The organism is Brevundimonas aurifodinae (assembly GCF_040195595.1).
GTDB lineage: Bacteria > Pseudomonadota > Alphaproteobacteria > Caulobacterales > Caulobacteraceae > Brevundimonas > Brevundimonas aurifodinae.
Window position 1 is genome coordinate 87370 of the sequence record NZ_JBEGDD010000004.1, and the last position, 18386, is coordinate 105755.

Annotated in this window: 18 protein-coding genes; 14 read left to right on the forward strand and 4 right to left on the reverse strand. The window is 68.7% G+C overall.

Features of this window, described 5'->3' with window-relative positions:
- The first annotated feature begins 29 nt into the window (after positions 1–29).
- From tkt to purT, 4 genes are all read left to right on the forward strand, one after another.
- Positions 30–2024: a transketolase gene (gene tkt, locus ABN401_RS06115; protein WP_349683945.1), complete on the forward strand. Its 1995-nt coding sequence runs from the start codon at positions 30–32 to the stop codon at positions 2022–2024.
- A gap of 2 nt (positions 2025–2026) precedes the next feature.
- Entirely contained in the window at positions 2027–2857 is an 831-nt protein-coding gene (locus ABN401_RS06120; protein ID WP_349683946.1) for an alpha/beta hydrolase, read from the forward strand.
- Between the two features lie 185 nt (positions 2858–3042).
- Positions 3043–3783, forward strand: coding sequence for a hypothetical protein (locus ABN401_RS06125; RefSeq protein WP_349683947.1), 741 nt, complete (start codon positions 3043–3045; stop codon positions 3781–3783).
- Positions 3780–4970: a formate-dependent phosphoribosylglycinamide formyltransferase gene (gene purT / locus ABN401_RS06130; protein WP_349683948.1), complete on the forward strand. Its 1191-nt coding sequence runs from the start codon at positions 3780–3782 to the stop codon at positions 4968–4970. Before ABN401_RS06125 ends, purT begins: the two co-directional genes overlap by 4 nt.
- Here purT and ABN401_RS06135 read toward each other — a convergent pair.
- Both ABN401_RS06135 and ABN401_RS06140 read right to left on the reverse strand, forming a co-directional pair.
- Entirely contained in the window at positions 4967–6145 is a 1179-nt protein-coding gene (locus ABN401_RS06135; RefSeq protein WP_349683949.1) for a S41 family peptidase, read from the reverse strand. The genes purT and ABN401_RS06135 overlap by 4 nt on opposite strands.
- Positions 6146–6347: 202 nt before the next feature.
- Entirely contained in the window at positions 6348–7025 is a 678-nt protein-coding gene (locus tag ABN401_RS06140; protein WP_349683950.1) for an EF-hand domain-containing protein, read from the reverse strand.
- A gap of 127 nt (positions 7026–7152) precedes the next feature.
- On the opposite strand from ABN401_RS06140, the gene ABN401_RS06145 reads away from it, so the two are divergent.
- The 10 genes from ABN401_RS06145 (at position 7153) to rpoH (ending at position 15962) form a co-directional block, all read left to right on the forward strand.
- Positions 7153–7863 carry a response regulator gene (locus ABN401_RS06145; protein ID WP_349683951.1) on the forward strand — a complete coding sequence of 237 codons (711 nt, stop codon included), beginning with the start codon at positions 7153–7155 and terminating at the stop codon, positions 7861–7863.
- Entirely contained in the window at positions 7863–9422 is a 1560-nt protein-coding gene (locus ABN401_RS06150) for an ATP-binding protein (protein ID WP_349683952.1), read from the forward strand. Before ABN401_RS06145 ends, ABN401_RS06150 begins: the two co-directional genes overlap by 1 nt.
- A gap of 121 nt (positions 9423–9543) precedes the next feature.
- Complete coding sequence (gene gap / locus ABN401_RS06155) at positions 9544–10551, forward strand: type I glyceraldehyde-3-phosphate dehydrogenase (protein ID WP_349683953.1); 1008 nt, start codon at positions 9544–9546, stop codon at positions 10549–10551.
- Positions 10552–10741: 190 nt separating this feature from the next.
- Positions 10742–11938, forward strand: coding sequence for a phosphoglycerate kinase (locus ABN401_RS06160; protein ID WP_349683954.1), 1197 nt, complete (start codon positions 10742–10744; stop codon positions 11936–11938).
- Positions 11935–12171 (forward strand): hypothetical protein, encoded by a 237-nt coding sequence (locus tag ABN401_RS06165; RefSeq protein ID WP_349683955.1) that lies wholly within the window; start codon positions 11935–11937, stop codon positions 12169–12171. The genes ABN401_RS06160 and ABN401_RS06165 overlap by 4 nt, the downstream gene beginning before the upstream one ends.
- Position 12172: 1 nt before the next feature.
- The gene (locus ABN401_RS06170; protein WP_349683956.1) at positions 12173–12319 is read left to right on the forward strand and encodes a hypothetical protein; all 147 of its coding nucleotides are present in this window, start codon (positions 12173–12175) and stop codon (positions 12317–12319) included.
- Between the two features lie 88 nt (positions 12320–12407).
- Entirely contained in the window at positions 12408–13493 is a 1086-nt protein-coding gene (fba, locus tag ABN401_RS06175) for a class II fructose-bisphosphate aldolase (RefSeq protein ID WP_349683957.1), read from the forward strand.
- Positions 13494–13554: 61 nt separating this feature from the next.
- On the forward strand, positions 13555–14514 hold the full coding sequence (locus ABN401_RS06180) for an RluA family pseudouridine synthase (protein WP_349684110.1): 960 nt from the start codon (positions 13555–13557) through the stop codon (positions 14512–14514).
- 35 nt (positions 14515–14549) lie between these two features.
- Complete coding sequence (locus ABN401_RS06185; protein WP_349683958.1) at positions 14550–14873, forward strand: GNAT family N-acetyltransferase; 324 nt, start codon at positions 14550–14552, stop codon at positions 14871–14873.
- Between the two features lie 201 nt (positions 14874–15074).
- Positions 15075–15962, forward strand: coding sequence for an RNA polymerase sigma factor RpoH (rpoH, locus tag ABN401_RS06190; protein ID WP_349683959.1), 888 nt, complete (start codon positions 15075–15077; stop codon positions 15960–15962).
- Positions 15963–16149: 187 nt separating this feature from the next.
- On the opposite strand, the gene ABN401_RS06195 is transcribed toward rpoH, so the two are convergent.
- Positions 16150–16959: a response regulator gene (locus tag ABN401_RS06195; protein ID WP_349683960.1), complete on the reverse strand. Its 810-nt coding sequence runs from the start codon at positions 16957–16959 to the stop codon at positions 16150–16152.
- A gap of 71 nt (positions 16960–17030) precedes the next feature.
- Positions 17031–18323 (reverse strand): adenylosuccinate synthase, encoded by a 1293-nt coding sequence (locus tag ABN401_RS06200; RefSeq protein WP_349683961.1) that lies wholly within the window; start codon positions 18321–18323, stop codon positions 17031–17033.
- Positions 18324–18386: the final 63 nt, after the last annotated feature.

Sequence of the window (18386 nt, forward strand, 5' to 3'; positions counted from 1 at the left end):
TTTTCCGCCTCCCGACGAAAGTTTCGCCCGTGGCCGACGCCAAGACCGCTCCCGACAAAGCCTCCCTCAAGCAGATGGCCGACGCCATCCGGGTCCTGTCGATGGACGGCGTGGAGAAGGCCAACAGCGGTCACCCCGGCATGCCGATGGGCATGGCGGACGTGGCGACGGTGCTGTTCTCCCGGTTCCTGAAGTTCGACGCGTCCCGCCCCGACTGGGCCGACCGCGACCGCTTCATCCTGTCGGCGGGCCACGGCTCGATGCTGGTCTACGCCCTGCTGCACCTGACCGGCTACAAGGCCGCGACGAAGGAGCAGCTGTCCAGCTTCCGCCAGTGGGGCTCCAAGACCGCAGGCCACCCCGAGTACGGCCACATGCCGGGGGTGGAGACGACCACCGGGCCCTTGGGCCAGGGCCTGGCCAATGCCGTGGGGTTCGCGATGGCCGAGCGGCATCTGGCGGCGCGGTTCGGCGAGGATCTGGTCGATCACCGCACCTGGGTCATCGCCGGCGACGGCTGCCTGATGGAGGGCGTCAGCCAGGAGGCCATCGCTCTGGCCGGTCGCTATCGGCTGAACAAGCTCACGGTGCTGTGGGATGACAATGCCATCACCATCGACGGGGCGGTCAGCCTGTCGGACGCCACGGATCAGAAGGCCCGCTTCAAGGCCGCCGGCTGGGCGGTCAAGGCTGTCGATGGCCACGATGTGAAGGCCGTCAAATCCGCGCTGCAGTGGGCGACCCGTCAGGACAGGCCGACCCTGATCGCCTGCAAGACCAGGATCGGTCGCGGCGCAGCAACCATGGAAGGCAGCCACAAGACCCACGGCGCAGCCTTGGGCGCCGCCGAGATCGCAGCCACCCGCCTGGGCCTGTCCTGGACCCACGAGCCGTTTGAACTGCCCGAGGCCGTCGAGAAGGCGTGGAAGAAGGTCGGCAAGCGCGGCGGCAAGGACCGCAAAGCCTGGGAGGCGCGGCTGGCGGCCTCGTCCCAGGCAACCGATTTCACCCGCGCCATGGCCGGCGACCTGCCCGAGCGTGCCTTCGACGGCCTGAACGCGGGCATCGCACAGCTGCTGGTCGACAAGCCCGCTCAGGCAACCCGCCAGGCCTCTGGCGCGGCGCTGGAGGCTGTGTTCGGTGCCGTGCCCGAGATGATCGGCGGCTCGGCCGATCTGACGGGATCGAACAACACCCTGGTCAAGGGCACGCCGATCTTCGACGCCCCGACCTACGAAGGACGCTACGTCAACTGGGGCATCCGCGAGCACGGCATGGCGGCGGCCATGAACGGCATGGCGCTGCACGGCGGGGTCATCCCCTACGGCGGCACCTTCATGGTGTTCTCGGACTACAGCCGCCCGTCGATCCGTCTGGCGGCCCTGATGGGCATCCGTGTCATCCACGTCCTGACGCATGACTCCATCGGCCTGGGCGAAGACGGCCCGACGCACCAGCCGGTCGAGCATCTGGCGGCGCTCCGCGCCATCCCGAACCTGATGGTCTTCCGCCCCGCCGACACGGTCGAGGCCTTCGAGTGCTGGCAGCTGGCGCTGGAAGCCAAGACCACGCCCTCGGCGCTCGCCCTGTCGCGCCAGAAGACGGCGGCGGTCCGTACCACCGCCTCGGATGAGAACCTGTCCGCGCGCGGTGCCTATGAGCTGAAGGCCGCGTCTGGCGAGGCCAAGGCCAGCCTGTTCGCCACCGGCACCGAAGTGCCGATCGCGCTCAAGGCCGCCGAGGCGCTGGAGGCCGAGGGCACGCCCACCCGCGTCGTCTCGGTCCCCTGCTTCGAGCTGTTCGAGACACAAGACGCTGCCTATCAGGCCTCGGTTCTGGGTCGCGGCACGGTTCGCGTCGCCGTCGAGGCCGCGATCCAGCAGGGCTGGGAGCGCTTCATCGGCGAGGACGGGGCCTTTGTCGGCATGACCGGCTTCGGCGCCTCGGCCCCCGCGGACGTCCTCTATCGCGAGTTCGGCATCACCGCCGAGGCCGTGGTCGCGGCGGTCAAGGCGCGGCTCTGAGGATGCGGTTCGCGGCCCTTCTGCTGTCCGTCGCCGCCCTGTTTGGGGCCGTCCCGGCCTTGGCTCAGACACCAACGCCGACGCCTATTGTCATCGGCCAGTCCTACGTCCTGCCGTCTGAGGTCATGGGCCAACCGCGCGAGATCAACGTGTGGCTACCGCCCGGCCACAGCGAGGACGGCCGCCGCTATCCGGTGCTCTATGTGCTGGACGGCGGTCAGGCCCAGGACTTCCACCACATCAGCGGCCTGGGCCAGCTGGGCACAGTCAACGGATCGACGCGCGACGTGATCGTGGTGGGTGTCGCCTCGGTGGATCGCCGGAACGAGCTGGCTCTGCGCTCATCCAATCCGGAGATCGTCGCCACCTATCCGACGCAGGGAGACTCGGCCCGCTTCCGCCGCTTCCTGGCCGACGAGGTCATCCCCTTCGTGGAGGCGACCTTTCCGACCGACGACACCACCGTGCTGATGGGTGAATCGCTGGCGGGCCTGTTCGTGGTCGAGACCGCGCTCAAGACCCCTGCCCTGTTCGACACCTATGTGGCGATCAGCCCCAGCCTGTGGTGGGATGACGGGGCGCTGGCCGGCGAGGCGTCGGCTCTGCTGGCGGCGCATCCGCCGGGCCCACGCACCCTGTTTCTGAGCATCGCCGACGAGGGCGGAGAGATGCAGACGGCCATGGACGCCTTGGTCGACGCGCTTCGGTCCTCCGCGCCGGCGGACCTGACCTGGGCCTACGACCCGCGCCCGACCGAGAGCCACGCGACCATCTATCACGGCGCGGCGCTGGATGCCTTCCGCCGGGTCTTCCCCGCGCCGACGCAACCCTGATCCGAGGGCCGTCGTCACGTCTCGTCTCTGGCGCCCTCTCGTTCCAAGAGGCATGGTCCAGACCTCATCGGGAGATCGAGATGACCAATTCACCTAGGCTTTTCGCGGGTGCGGCGGCCGCACTTCTGCTCGGTGCCTGTTCCCAGGCGGATGGTGGGACTGGAGCCGCCGAACCGGCCAGTGCCGTGTCCACTCGCGCCGTGATCCTCGAGGCACGGCCGGGTCTCGGCACCGACGTCGAGGCCCTGCCTCGCCTCGCGGGGGACACGCCGGAAATCGCGCGGATCAATGCCGAGTTGGACCGCCTGGACGCCGCGGCCGTCCAGAGCGCGGCCGACTGCGTCGAGATGGCTGGCGAGGGCCCCGGCGGCGGGTGGAGCCGCTCGATCACCCAGCCGATGACCGGCCCAGGCTTCGTCACGCTGCGCGAGCATCTGGATGTCTATTGCGGCGGGGCCTACCCCTCAACCTCGCAGACCGCCGTGACCTATGACCTGGCCAAGGGGCAGAGGATAGACTGGCCCGCCGCCCTGCCGGGCCTGAACCTGGTCCTGGGCATGTTCGAGGACATGCCGGCCGACTATGTGCCCCTTGTGCGTTCGGCCGCTCTGGGTGCTTGGTTCAGCCGCAGAATGCTGGCCAATCCCGACGCGGAATGGGTCGAGCAGTGCCGCTCCTTCTTCGATGCGGAAGCGATGGCCGAACAGGGGTTCAACATCTGGGCCGACGCCGAGAACGGCGGCGTCAGCGTCCAGCCGGAGCTGCCCCATGTGGCCCAGGCCTGCGCCGAGCGCGCGACGCTGACACCCGTCGAGTTGCAAAGCTTCAGCGCCGATGCGGGCCTGATCGCCGCGATTGAAGCCGCCAAGACGGCAGGCAACTGGGCACCCAAGGAAGACGCCGCTGAGCAGGGGCCCTCGGCATGAGGCTCGGCACGCCCCTGTCGCCAACCGCTATCCGTGTCATGCTTCTGGGCGGCGGGGAGCTGGGCAAGGAAGTCGTCATCGAGCTCCAGCGGCTCGGCGTCGAGACCATCGTCGTAGACCGCTACGCCGACGCCCCGGCCATGCAGGTCGCGCACCGCAGCCATGTCGTGACGATGACCGACGCCGCCGCGCTCCGCGCCGTCATCGCTGATGAACGCCCGCATCTGATTGTGCCTGAAATCGAGGCCATAGCCACCGAAGTGCTGGCCGAAGTCGAGGCCGCCGGCACGACCGTCATCCCTACGGCGCGGGCGACGCAGTTGACGATGAACCGCGAGGGCATCCGTCGCCTGGCGGCCGAGGACCTGGGCCTGACGACGAGCCCCTATGCCTTTGCGGGGTCCGCCGCCGAACTGATGGAAGCAGCGCACCGGATCGGCCTGCCGGTGTTCATCAAGCCGGTGATGTCGTCCTCGGGCAAGGGGCAGTCGATGATCGACGCGCTCGAGGACGCCGGGAACGCCTGGGCCTACGCCCAGTCCGCCGGCCGGGTCGAGACGGCGCGGGTCATCGTCGAGGGCCGCATCGACTTCGATTTCGAGATCACCCTGCTGACCGTCCGATCCCTGTGCGACGGTCAGGTCGTCACGGATTTCTGCGCCCCCATCGGCCACCGCCAGGTGAAGGGCGACTATGTCGAGAGCTGGCAGCCCCAGGCCATGAGCCCCGCCGCCCTGGCCTCGGCTCAGGATATCGGGCGCAAGGTCACGGACGCCTTGGGCGGCCTCGGCGTCTTCGGGGTGGAGCTGTTCGTGAAAGGCGACCAGGTCTGGTTCTCAGAGGTCTCGCCCCGGCCCCACGATACCGGCCTCGTCACCCTGACCACCCAGACGATGAGCGAGTTCGCGCTACATGCCCGCGCCATCCTGGGCCTGCCGATCGACGTGAGCCAGCGCGACGTGGGAGCCAGCGCGGTGATCTATGGCGGCATGGATGCGGTGGGCATCGGCTACGAGGGCGTGGCAGAGGCGCTCCTGGTTCCGACCGCCGACCTGCGCCTGTTCGGCAAGCCCGAGTCCTTCGAGCGTCGTCGCATGGGCGTGGCCCTGGCCCTCGGCGACACCGTCAACCAAGCCCGCGAGCGCGCGCGCGATGCCGCAGGGCGCGTCCGTCCCGTCTCGGCCTAGAGGCCCTCCGCCAAGGTAGACGTCGGCGTCGCCGACGCCGAGACCCGTTCCAGCTCCTGGCGGGCCAGGGCTTCGATCGCGGCGTCCAACATCGGATCTCGGCCGGAGCGGCGATCCTCGACGGTACGGGTGACGATGATGTCGGGCTGGACGCCCCGCTTCTCCAGCCGGACCCCGCCCGAAGTGATGTAGTCCGCGCGGCTGAGCGTCAGTCGCCCCCCATCGGGCAGCGCTGTGTCCTGAGAGATCAGCACCGATCCCGCGGTATGCTCGCCCACGACCAGAGCGCGCCCGGCCTCCTGGAGCGCGGCGGGCGTCAGTTCGGCGGCGCTGCGGCTGGACCCGTCGACCAGCAGGGCCACGTCGTGGGGAATAGGCCCTTCCAGTCCGCCACAGCCCGGCATGATCGTCAGGGTGACCGGGCGACCGCCGCGCGCGATCCGCGTCGCCCAGGGCTGGCTCGCCGGAAGGAAGCATGACAAGGCCGCGTCCGCTTCCAACAGCAACCCGCCGGGATTGCCGCGCAGATCAAGGATCACATCCGTTTCGGCGGGGATCTCCGCCAGGCGATCACCCAGCCAGCGGCCCAGCCCGGCCTCGAAGCTCTCGACCCGCAAGACGACCGCACCGGGCCGCGAGACGTCGGCGCTGAAGGCCGGAATGGGGTCCATGACGCGGGGGACCAAAGTGATCTCGCGGCGCTCGCCGGCCGGGTCGCGGAAGAGCAGCAGAGTGGGCTTGCCGTCCTCGACATCGAAGTCGACGCCCCAAGCCTGGCCATCGACGCTCTCCAGCACCCAGCCGATCTCGATCCCGACCTCCTCGGCCGGCGAGCCGGGACGAACATCCTCGATCCGCCAGGTATCGACGTTTTCGCGTCCCAGGGTGACGCCCATAACCGCCCGACGGCTGCGCGCCGCATCCTGCCGCCGGGCCTGGGCGGGGGACACCGCCCCAGCATGGTCGTCGTCCAGCAGGTCCAGCATCTGGCTAATGGCGCGATACAGCATCCGGTCGTCGATCGCCGCCAGGGCCTGCGGACGATAGATGTCGCGCGCCTCGCGCCAGTTCACGCCGTGAAGATCCGGGTCGTAATATCGCCGCCGCACGGTGTCCCAGACGGCGTCGAACACCCGGGCGTTCATCCGCGCCCGTTCGCGATCCGGCGTCGCCACCGCCTCCGACGTTCCTCGCGCCTGGACAGACGCCGGAACAAGAACGGGTGTTGTGCCGAAAGCGACCGCGATCGCCACCAGTCCGGGCGCGAGACGTCGAAGGATCGATCGGCGGACGGAGAAAATCATCGCCGACAGCCTAGAACGACGCGGGGCGGCCTCTCAAGTCATGAAACCGAGGCCCGCGTGTCGCACGGCGGCTTCACTCGGCGGATACCGGGGCAGTGGACGGCCGCTCGCCCTCTTCCAGGGCCCCGTCGCTGTCCGCGTCCATGCGCTGGAACGCCTCGCGCAGCGGCGCCAGGAACTCCTCCTCGGACACCCGGCCGTCGCCGTCCCGGTCCATGTCGCCGGGCCCATCGGGACCACCAAAGCGGCGGATCTCGACCCGACGCTCGCCCGGGCCGTGCCAGGACATCTCCTCGCCACCGTCGCCGCCCGGTCCGCGTCGGATCACCACGACCTCACGGTCGCCGCCCCTTTCCGGCCCACCGTGGAACACCATCAGATCGCCGGGAACACCGTGCCGTCGGTGCTGGCCCGGTCCACCAGGGCCACGAATGGTGAAGGTCATCGGGCCCCCTGGGCCGTCTTCCGCATGGCCCGCGTCGCGCTCATCGGGCGATAGCCGTCCGTCGTCGTTGGTATCGAGCCGATCGAAGGCGGCGCTCAGCGGAGCGGTGAACTCCTCACGGCTGACGAAGCCGTCCTCGTCGGCGTCCATCCGGGCGGGCCCATCGGGGCCACCGAGGGTCACGACCCGAACCTCGCTGCGGCGCTCGCCGAGAGCATCGGCAAGGCCGTCCCTGAGCGCCGTCCCGTCCTGAGGGAGTGGCGCGGTCAGCAGGGCGGCCAGGGTGGCGAGCGCGATCGTGGACATGAAGCCTCCTCGTGGAAATCCGAGCGGTTGTTCCACCATAAGGACCTTTCACCCGTGTTTCAGACCACAGCCCGATTGTTTCAGCTCTGAAATGACGCCGCCGGCTTGTCCGGGGCATAAGGCAACGATGAGTGAGACTCTCGCCCGCATCCTGGTCGTCGACGACGACCCCGGCATCCGCGAGGTGCTGTGCGACTACCTGGGTCAGCACGGCTATCTGACGACGGGCGCGGCCTCGGCGATCGAGATGGACACCGCTCTGGCGGGCCACCCGGTCGACCTGATCGTGCTGGACCTGATGATGCCGGGCGAAGACGGCCTGTCGGTCGTGCGCCGCCTGTCGGGCACGCCTCCGGTCGTCATGCTGTCGGCCATGGGCGAGGACACCGACCGGATCATCGGGCTGGAACTCGGGGCCGACGACTATCTGGCCAAGCCCTGCAATCCCAGGGAACTGCTGGCCCGGGTCCGCGCCATCCTGCGTCGCCCTCGCGAGGACGAGACCGCGGCGGGCGCGACCCTGTCGTTCGATGGATGGCGGCTGGATCTGGTGCGGCGCGAGCTGCTGCGGCCGGACGGCGAGGTGGTCATTCTGTCGGCGGGCGAGTTCGGCCTGCTGCGCGCCTTCGTCGAACGACCCGGCCGGGTTCTGACGCGCGACCAGCTTCTGGAGGCCGCGCGCGGTGCCGAGGCCGACGTCTTCGACCGCGCGATGGATGTCCAGATCAGCCGGCTGAGAAAGAAGCTCGACGACGGATCGGGCAAGGACCTGATCGTGACGATCCGGGGCGAAGGCTATCGCTTCGACGCCCGCGTGAAGAAGACGGTGGTCCGCTGATGCGCGCGCCCGGCTCGATGTCCGTCCTGGTCCAGGTGGCCCTGCTGGCAGCCTTCGCCGTGATCGCGTCGCAGGTGGTGGCCTTCGTGGTCGTCCTGACCGCCCCGCCGCCGCGCCCCACGGGCTTCAGCGTCGCCGCCGCCGCCGAGGCCCTGGCCGGACGCCCGGCCGAAACCGCCGATGGCCGCGCCCTGCGACGCACCCTGTCCATCGACCCGCCGACCGACGCGCCGACGACCGGGCCGGTCGAGCGGGTCATGGCCATGGGGCTGGCCCAGCGCCTGAACCTGCCGCCAGAGGCGGTCAGGGTACGCCTCGCCCCCGACGCTCCGTCCCGTGAACTGATGATGACACGACGCGGCCCCGCGCCCCTGATCGTACGCCCGCGATCCCCTCAGGACCCGACCGTTGAACGGACCGAGAGCTTCGTCTTCACCCAGCGCGCGGAAGACGGCTCCGTGCCGCGAGAGGCTCTGGTCGCCGGTCTGAACGAGGCCCTCGCCCGCCATTCCCCGCCGACCGGGCCGGGGGATTCGGTCCAGGTCATCACCACGGGCGACCGCCAGACGCGCTTCACCGTCACGGCCGACCGGCTGACCTTCGCGCCGTTTTCTGCTTCCGCCCGCCTACCGGACGGACGCTGGGCCACGGTCGAGCCGCCGCGCGGCTGGATCGATCCGTGGCAGGCCCGCCTGCTGATGGCGCTCGGCATCACCGCCCTGCTACTGGCCCCCGTCGTCTGGCTGATGGCCCGCCGCCTGACCCGTCCGATCCGCGTCTTCGCCGAGGCGGCCGAGCGTCTGGGGGCCGATCCCGACGCCGAGCCCCTGCGCCCCTCCGGCCCGTCCGAGGTGCGCACGGCCATCGCCGCCTTCAACGACATGCAGGACGCGATCCGCCAGCACATGCGCCAGCGCACCCAGACCATCGCCGCCATCGCCCACGATCTCAGGACACCGCTGACCCGCCTGCGCTTTCGCGCCGAACAGGCGCCGGACGCCCTGCGCGATCGCATGGCCGCCGATGTCGAGGAAATGGACGCCCTGATCGCCCAGGCCATGGCCTTCGTCCGGGGCGAGCAGCAGGTCGAGCGGCGCGAGCCGCTGGACCTCGCCGTCCTGGCCGCCGACTGCGCGGCGGGCTTCGCCGAGACGGGCGCGGATGTGACGTTCGAGGGCGCGGACCCCCTGTCGGTCCTGGGCGATCCGGCGGCCCTGCGCCGGGCCCTGGCCAATCTGATCGACAATGCGGTGACGTTCGCCGGTTCGGCGCGCGTTGCCGCGAAACGCGAAGGGGACACCGCCGTGATCCGCGTTTCCGATAACGGCCCCGGCCTGCCGCCTTCCGAGCTCGAGACCGCCTTCGAGCCCTTCTACCGAGGCGAACGCTCGCGCAGTCGCCAGACCGGCGGCGCAGGGCTCGGACTGGCCGTGGCCCGTCAGGCGGCGCGTGCGGCGGGCGGCGATGTGGTCCTGTCGAACCGTCCGGGCGGCGGGCTGGAAGCGCGGCTGACGGTGCCCATGGCCAGCGGAGCCGTTACACGGTCTTTCGCCTTGTGATCGCCCCCGGGGTTGATCGTCGCGCCCGCCGGTTCCATTGAAGCGCCCAACCCGGCCTCAAGCAGCGCGACCCGCGGTAGGCCAAGGGAAACGAGAACACCGCTTCAGGAGACACCGCCCTATGACCGTCCGCGTCGCCATCAACGGCTTTGGCCGTATCGGCCGCCTCGTGCTCCGCTCGATCGTCGAGCACGGCCGCCGCGACATCGAGGTTGTGGCCATCAACGACCTGGGGCCGGTGTCCACCAACGCCCACCTGCTGAAATACGACAGCGTCCACGGCCGCTTCCCGGGCACGATCGAGCATGGCGACGACTGGATCGACGTGGGCCTGGGCAAGATCAAGGTCACGGCCGAGCGTGATCCGGCCAACCTCCCGCACAAGGAGTTGAACGTCGACATCGCGTTTGAATGCACGGGCCTCTTCACCGCCCGCGACAAGGCCGAGGCGCACCTGAAGGCCGGGGCGAAGCGCGTCCTGATCTCGGCCCCCGGCGACAACGCCGACAAGACCATCGTCTACAAGGTCAACCACGACACCCTGACCGCCGACGACATCATCGTCTCGAACGGCAGCTGCACCACCAACGCCCTGGCCCCCGTCGCCAAGGTGCTGCACGACCTGTTCGGCATCGAGCGCGGCTATATGACCACGATCCATTCCTATACCGGCGACCAGCCGACGCTGGATACGATGCACAAGGATCTGTACCGGGGCCGCGCCGCCGCCCTGTCGATGATCCCGACCTCGACCGGTGCCGCCAAGGCCCTGGGCCTGGTCCTGCCCGCCTTGAAGGGCAAGCTGGACGGCTCGTCGATCCGCGTCCCGACGCCGAACGTCTCGGTCGTCGACCTGAAGGTCGTCGCTGGCCGCGAGGTCACGGTCGAGGAGATCAACGCCGCGCTGCAGGCCGCCGCAGACGGCCCGATGAAGGGCGTCCTGGCCACCACCGACGAGGCCCTGGTCTCCACCGACCTGAACCACATCGCCGCCTCGTCCACCGCCGCCCTGCCGCAAACCCAGGTGGTCGACGGCAAGCTGGCCCGCGTGCTCAGCTGGTACGACAACGAATGGGGCTTCGCCACGCGAATGGCGGACACGGCGCTGGTGATGGCGAAGTTGATGTAGGAGCTTGATCCCTCTCCCACAGGGAGAGGGCTTGAGCGCCCAAGAGCGAAGCGATCGGTTTGCGCGAAAGGGTGAGGGGTTTCCCTGTAACCGGCTCTCACCGCAACCCCTCACCCTTTCGGTTTGCGGATCGCTATCGCTCTCCGAACCTCAAGCCCTCTCCCTGTGGGAGAGGGAGCCGGAGATGCAGATGACCTTCCGCACCCTCGACGACGCCACCAGCCTCGGCGGCAAGACCGCCCTCGTCCGCGTGGACTTCAATGTCCCGATGGAGGACGGCCGGGTCACCGACGACACCCGCCTGCGCGTCGCCCTGCCGACCATCCAGCGCCTCCGCGACGCGGGGGCCAAGGTCGCCCTCCTCGCCCATTTCGACCGACCCAAGGGCAAGGTCGTGCCGTCCATGAGCCTTGAGCCCGTTGTCGACGACCTGGAACGCCTGCTCGGTGCCCCCGTTCGTTTCGCCTCGGACTGCGTGGGTGACGAGGCCAGGGCCGCCATCGCCGACCTCGACGCCGGCGGCGTGATCCTGCTGGAGAACGTCCGCTTCCACGCGGGCGAGGAAGCCAACGACCCCGCCTTCGCCCGGCAGCTCGCCGACCTCGGCGACCTCTACGTCAACGACGCCTTCTCGGCCGCCCACCGCGCCCATGCCTCGACGGAAGGGATCGCCCGCCTGCTCCCCGCCTATGCCGGCGAATCCATGCGACGCGAGCTCGACGCGCTCGACGCCGCCCTCGGCAACCCGAAGAAGCCCGTCATCGGCATCGTCGGCGGGGCCAAGGTCTCGACCAAGCTGGACCTGCTGAAGAACCTGGTCGGCAAGCTGGATCGCCTCGCCATCGGCGGCGGCATGGCCAACACCTTCCTGTTCGCCCAGGGCATCGACATCGGCGGGTCGCTGGCCGAACGCGACATGGCCGACACCGCCCGTGAGATCCTGATCGAAGCCGAGGCGCGCGGCTGCCAGATCCTGCTCCCCGTCGACTTCGTCGTCGCCACCGAGGTCAAGCCGGGCGCGGCGTCTCGCCCCGTGATCGCCGGGGCCGCCCTCTCCGCGGACGACAAGATTCTGGACGCCGGTCCCGCCACCGTGGCCCGCCTCCTCGACGCCCTGACCGCCTCCAAGACCCTGATCTGGAACGGCCCGCTCGGTGTGTTCGAGGTCCCGCCCTTCGACGCCGCCACGGTCACCGTGGCCCACCATGCGGCGGCGCTGTCCAAGGCCGGCGTCCTGATCGCCGTCGGCGGTGGCGGCGACACGGTCTCCGCCCTGAACCACGCCGGCGTCGTCGACGACATGACCTTCGTCTCCACCGCCGGGGGTGCTTTCCTCGAGTGGATGGAGGGCAAGCCGTTGCCGGGGGTCGAGGCGCTACGGCAGTGAGCGAGGCGTTCGATCCACGGCCAATCACCAAAGCCGCCAAGAACGAACGCCGAAAACTGCTGGCGACGACCATCAATACCGTCGGGCTCACCGTTTTCGCCGTGGGTTTTATCACGCCGATGTTGGCGGGCGGACTGACGCGATCTTCGGCCCTGACTTTAGGAGCATCATTCGCTATATTGGCGATGAGCCATCTGATTGCCCGGCGGCTCTTGCGCGGTTTGGAGGACTGATATGTCCATTGATCCAATCTGGATTTTCTTCGGTGGATCGATCGTCGCGGTCGCCTTCCTTTGGGGCACCCACGAGCTGGACGAACGCAAATGGGCTCGTGATGAGAAACGTCGTCAGGAGTGGGACAGGACCCACCCGGCCGAGTAGCGCGCTCATTCGCCTGTAACACGGCGTGACTTGAGGCCGCCCGGACGCTAAACCGGGACAAAACAAGACGACCTCAGGAGCCTACCCCATGGCGCGCATCACGCTGCGACAGCTTCTCGACCATGCGGCCGAGTACGACTACGGCCTGCCGGCCTACAACATCAACAATATGGAACAGGGCTTGGCCATCATGGAGGCGGCCGAAGCCGTCAATGCGCCGGTCATCATCCAGGCCTCCAGGGGCGCGCGCTCCTATGCCAACGACGTCATCCTGGCCAAGCTGATCGACGGCCTGGCCGAGCTCTATCCCCACATCCCGGTCTGCATGCACCAGGACCACGGCAACGGCCCCGCGACCTGCGCCACCGCCATCCAGTACGGCTTCACCTCGGTGATGATGGACGGTTCGCTGATGGAGGACGGCAAGACGCCCGCCGACTACGACTACAACGTCGACGTCACTCGCCGCGTAGTCGAGATGGCGCACAGCTGCGGCGTCTCGGTCGAAGGCGAACTCGGGGTTCTCGGATCGCTCGAGACCGGCATGGGCGAGGCCGAAGACGGCCACGGCTTCGAGGGCAAGCTGGATCACGCCCAGCTGCTGACCGATCCGGACCAGGCCGTCGACTTCGTCAGCCGCACCAAGGTGGACGCCCTGGCCATCGCCATGGGCACCAGCCACGGCGCCTACAAATTCACGCGCAAGCCCGACGGCGAGGTCCTGGCCATGCATGTGATCGAGGAGATCCACCGCCGCCTGCCCGACACCCATCTGGTCATGCACGGCAGCTCATCGGTTCCGCAGGATCTGCAGGACATCATCAACCAGTACGGCGGCGAGATGCCCCAGACCTGGGGCGTGCCGGTCGAGGAGATCCAGCGCGGCATCAAGCACGGCGTGCGCAAGATCAACATCGACACCGACAACCGCATGGCCATGACCGGCGCGATCCGGAAGGTGCTGGCCGAAAAGCCCGGCGAGTTCGATCCGCGCGCCTATCTGAAGCCCGCCAAGGAGGCGATGCGAAAGCTCTGCGCCGAGCGCTTCCAGCAGTTCGGCTGCGAGGGCCAGGCCTCCAGGATCCGCCCCATGTCGACCGCCCAGATGGCCAAGCGCTACGCCACCGGCGATCTCGACCCCGTCTACGGCCGTCGCGAGAGCGCCGCTGCCTGAGGTCGACCCGGCCTTCATTGATCCGGCCCCAGTCCTCGGCGACGAGGATGAGGGCGAGCCGATCGAGGTCGTGCTCGACGCGCCTTCGGGCCGGCTGGACAAGGCCCTGTCCGCCGCCCTGCCGGCCCTGTCGCGCGCGCGCCTCCAGGCCCTGATCGCGGGCGGGGCCGTCAGCCGGGACGGCGAAACCCTCACTGGCGGCTCGGCCAGAGCCCTGCCCGGCACCTATCTGATCCTGGTCCCGCCGGTGGCCCCCGCCGACCCGCAGCCCGAGGCGATCCCCCTGACCGTCCTCTATGAGGACGCCGACCTGATCGTCATCGACAAGCCCGCCGGCATGGCCGCCCATCCGGCACCGGGGTCCGAAAACGGCACGTTGGTCAACGCCCTCCTGCACCACTGCGGCGCGTCGCTGTCGGGCATCGGCGGCGTCGCCCGCCCCGGAATCGTCCACCGGCTCGACAAGGACACCTCCGGCGTCATGGTCGCCGCCAAGTCCGACCGCGCCCACGCGGGCCTGTCGGCCCTGTTCGCCGCCCACGACATCGAGCGCAGCTACATCGCCCTGACCCGCGGCGCGCCCTCGCCGGAGCGCGGCCGGATCGAGACCCGGATCGGCCGCTCATCCTCGGATCGAAAGAAGATGGCGGTGCTGAAGTCTGGCGGACGCGACGCCATCACCGATTACGTCGTCCAGACCCGTTTCGCCGTCCCGGCCAAGGCGGGAGCCGCCGCCCCCCTCGCCGCCCGCGTCGCCTGCACCCTCCAGACCGGCCGCACGCACCAGATCCGCGTCCACCTGGCCTCAAAGGGCGCGCCGATCCTGGGCGACACGGTCTATGGCTCCGGCAGCCCGGCCACCGCCGTCCGCGCCGCCATCGCCGAGGCCGGCCTGAACCGCCAGGCCCTCCACGCCGCCGTCCTCGGCTTTGTCCACCCTGTCTCGGGAGAAGCCCTGCGCTTCGAGACCCCACCGCCCCCAGACATGACCCGGCTAGAAGCCTTGCTCAACGCACTCTGACACACCAACTGTTGCTGAACGGAAGGGAGACCGTCATGACCATCGACGCCGCCATCACCGACAACGCCGAGGCGCACCGCTACGAACTGCCCATCGAAGGCCAGGTCGCGGTCGTAACCTACAACCTCTCGCCGCCGAACCTCATGATCACAGAGACCCTGGTGCCCCAGGCGCTGGAGGGACGCGGCATCGCCAGCCGACTGGCGCGCCACGTCATCGCCGACGCCCGCGCCCGTAGCCTTATGATCCTGCCCGTCTGCCCCTTCTTCGCCGCCTTCTTCCAGAAACATCCCGATCAGGCCGACGTCGTCCACCCGACCTATCGCATCAGTCTGGGCCTGCCGGACAGTGCGTCTTGATTAAGGACTGACTATCTGCTATCAACCGCGTCGTTCGGCGCAGTGGCGCCGGGGTCACGGTCACGCTTTGGTGTGACGATCGGCCTCTAAAAACCGGGGCAACCCGTCGCCACATGATCCGCTTGAGGGGTGAGGACCCGGTGCACATTCGGTGGCCGGCGCCGCAGAGCCCGCTCGTTATCGGTCGGAGGGACCACGTCTATGGCTACCAATGCTTCTCTCGCGGTGATGTCGCCTGAACAGGGGCTGTCGCGATACCTCACGGAAATCCGCAAGTTTCCGATGCTCACCAAGGACGAGGAGTTCATGCTCGCCAAGCGATGGACCGAGCATCAGGACGCCGAGAGCGCCCACCGTCTGGTGACCTCACATCTCCGCCTCGTGGCCAAGATCGCCATGGGCTATCGCGGCTACGGCCTTCCGATCGGCGAAGTGATCTCCGAGGGCAATGTCGGCCTGATGCAGGCCGTCAAGAAATTCGACCCCGACAAGGGCTTCCGCCTGGCGACCTACGCAATGTGGTGGATTCGCGCCTCGATCCAGGAATACATCCTGCGCAGCTGGTCGCTCGTGAAGATGGGCACCACCGCCGCTCAGAAGAAGCTGTTCTTCAACCTGCGCAAGGCCAAGAGCCAGATCTCGGCGTTCGAGGAAGGCGACCTGCGACCCGAACACCTCGCCGCCATCGCCACCAAGCTGGGCGTGTCCGAGGAAGAGGTCACCAATATGAACCGCCGTCTCGGCGGCGACGCCTCGCTGAACGCGCCCCTGCGCGTCGATGGCGAGAGCGAGTGGCAGGACTGGCTCAGTGACGACAACGCTGTCTCTCAGGAAACGGCGCTGGCCGATTCCGAGGAGAAATCGATCCGCATGAGCCTGCTGGAAGAGGCCATGGGCGAGTTGACCGAGCGCGAGAAGCACATCCTGACCGAACGCCGCCTCAAGGACGACCCCGTCACCCTTGAGGAACTCGCCGGCCAGTACGGCGTCAGCCGCGAGCGTGTTCGCCAGATCGAGGTCCGCGCGTTCGAGAAGCTTCAGAAAGCCATGCGCGCCGCCGCCGAAGAGCGGAATCTCGTCGACGCTTAGGTGGCCTCTCCCTCCCCCTCGGGGGCATGGGGTCGCTGGTATACGAGCGACCCCATACAGGCGCACAGCGCCGGGTGGGGCGGTAAGGCGATGTACGCTCGACACGAGTTCGGTTCACCAGGCCGCCCCCACCCGGTCTTCGCTTCGCTTCGACCGCCCTCCCCGATCGGGGAGGGAAAATTTCCGCCTAACCCGCCCGCATCAGCTCGGTCTCGGGCGGCGCCAGCGCCAGCAGCGCGTTGATCGGGGCGGCCAGCGTCGCCTTGGTCGGCGCGCCCTGGGCCAGGCACGCTTCCAGCCCGGCGGCGGCCACCGCCAGCCGGGTGTCGCCTGTCCTGACCGCCAGCGCCTTCAAGGTCTCGGCCTGCTGTTTGGACGCCCGCACGGCCTGCATCGGATCGCTGTCGAACTGAGCCAGAGACGCCGCAAGGATCCTTAGCGCCTGATCCTTGACCGCCACGGCGGCCTCGCCGGCGGTTTTCGGCTTGTCCGCCTTGCGCTTCTGCGGTCCCGCGTATTCGCCGGAGTTGAAGCGTCGCCGATCAGGGCCGACGTAGCCGACCGCCTCTATCCAGTCGCGCGGCTTCAGCGCCACGTTCTCGACCCGCTTGAACAGGTCACCGGCCGTGAAGGGCTTTCTCAGGAATTCGTGGATGCCGGAATCGCGCGCGCCCTTGATCGAGGACGCCGTGGCCTCGGACGTCACCATGATGATCGGGGCCCGTCGACAGGCGAGGGTCGATCGGCGGATCCGACGCGCCAGTTGCTCGCCGTCCAGACGCGTGCCGGTCCGTTCGGTGAAGATCAGCCCCGGCTCCATCTCGCGCGCATGGTCCAGAACCCGGTTCTCGTCCGCCTCGGTCACCACCTCGCGCGCGCCCAGGCTCTTCATGATGTCGACCAGCAAGCGCGCCGACGCCGCATTGGGATCGGCGATCAGCACCCGACGCACCACCGGCTCGATGCGGTTCAGGGTCTTGGCGTCGGCTGTGAACACGCAGGGCTCCGGAGACTGACGATCCGGCTTAGATCAACCCGGTTAAGACCACGTTGAGCGTGAACGCGCGCCTATCCCTGGAAAGGATCCCGCATCAGGATCGTGTCGTCCCGCTCCGGGCTGGTAGACAGCATCGCGACCGGTGCCTGGATCAACTCCTCGATCCGCCGCACATATTTGATCGCATTGGCTGGCAGGTCCTTCCAGGTCCGTGCGCCTTGGGTGCTCTCCGACCATCCCTCGATCGTCTCATAGATTGGCTCGGCCGCCGCCTGCGCCTTCAGGCCGGCGGGCAGATAGTCGAACACCTCGCCGTCAATCCGGTACCCGGTGCAGATCATCAGCTCATCGAACCCGTCCAGAACATCCAGCTTGGTCAGGGCGATGCCGTGGATGCCGCTAATGGCGATGGATTGCCGCACCAGCACCGCGTCGAACCAGCCGCATCGCCGCGGCCGCCCCGTCACCGTGCCGAACTCGCGACCGCGCTCGGCGATCCGTTGGCCATCGGCGTCGAACAGCTCGGTCGGGAAGGGTCCCTCGCCGACCCGGGTCGTATAGGCCTTGACGATGCCCAGCACGAAACCGACCGCGCTCGGCCCCAGCCCCGACCCGGCCGCCGCCTGTCCCGCCACCGTGTTCGAAGACGTCACATAGGGGTAGGTCCCGTGGTCCACGTCCAGCAGCGACCCCTGCGCCCCCTCGAACAGGATGCGCCGCCCCTCGGCGCGGAACCCGTCCAGCATCCGCCAGACCGGCTGGCTGGCGAAGGGCAGGACCCGCGGCGCGATCTCCATCAGCTGGCACTTCAGCCCCGAGACATCGACCTCGTCCAGGCCGAGCCCCTTCCTCAACGCGTTGTGGTGGGCCAAGAGCCTCGCGATCTTGGCATCCAGCGCCTCCGGATCCGCCAGGTCCCCCACCCGGATCGCGCGCCGCCCGGCCTTGTCCTCATAGGCCGGCCCGATGCCCCGCCCGGTCGTGCCGATCTTGGTCACCCCGGCGGCGGCTTCGCGCGCCTGGTCCAGGTCCCGGTGCAGCGGCAGGATCAGGCAGGCGTTGTCCGCCAGCGTCAGCAGTTCCGGCGTGATCGCCACGCCCTGCCCTTCGATCCGCGCGATCTCGTCCAACAGCGCCCAGGGATCGACCACGACCCCGTTGCCGATCACCGACGGCTTGCCCTGGACCACGCCCGACGGCAGCAGGCTCAGCTTGTAGGTGACGTCGCCGACGACCAGTGTGTGGCCGGCGTTGTGCCCGCCCTGGAACCGCACGACCACGTCGGCCCGGTTCGACAGCCAGTCGACGATCTTGCCCTTGCCCTCGTCGCCCCACTGGGCTCCGACCACCGCCACGTTCGCCACTGCACAAGTCTCCGCTGGATGCGCGGAGGGCTATAGCGGGGGAATCGAGGGATGTCGTCCCAA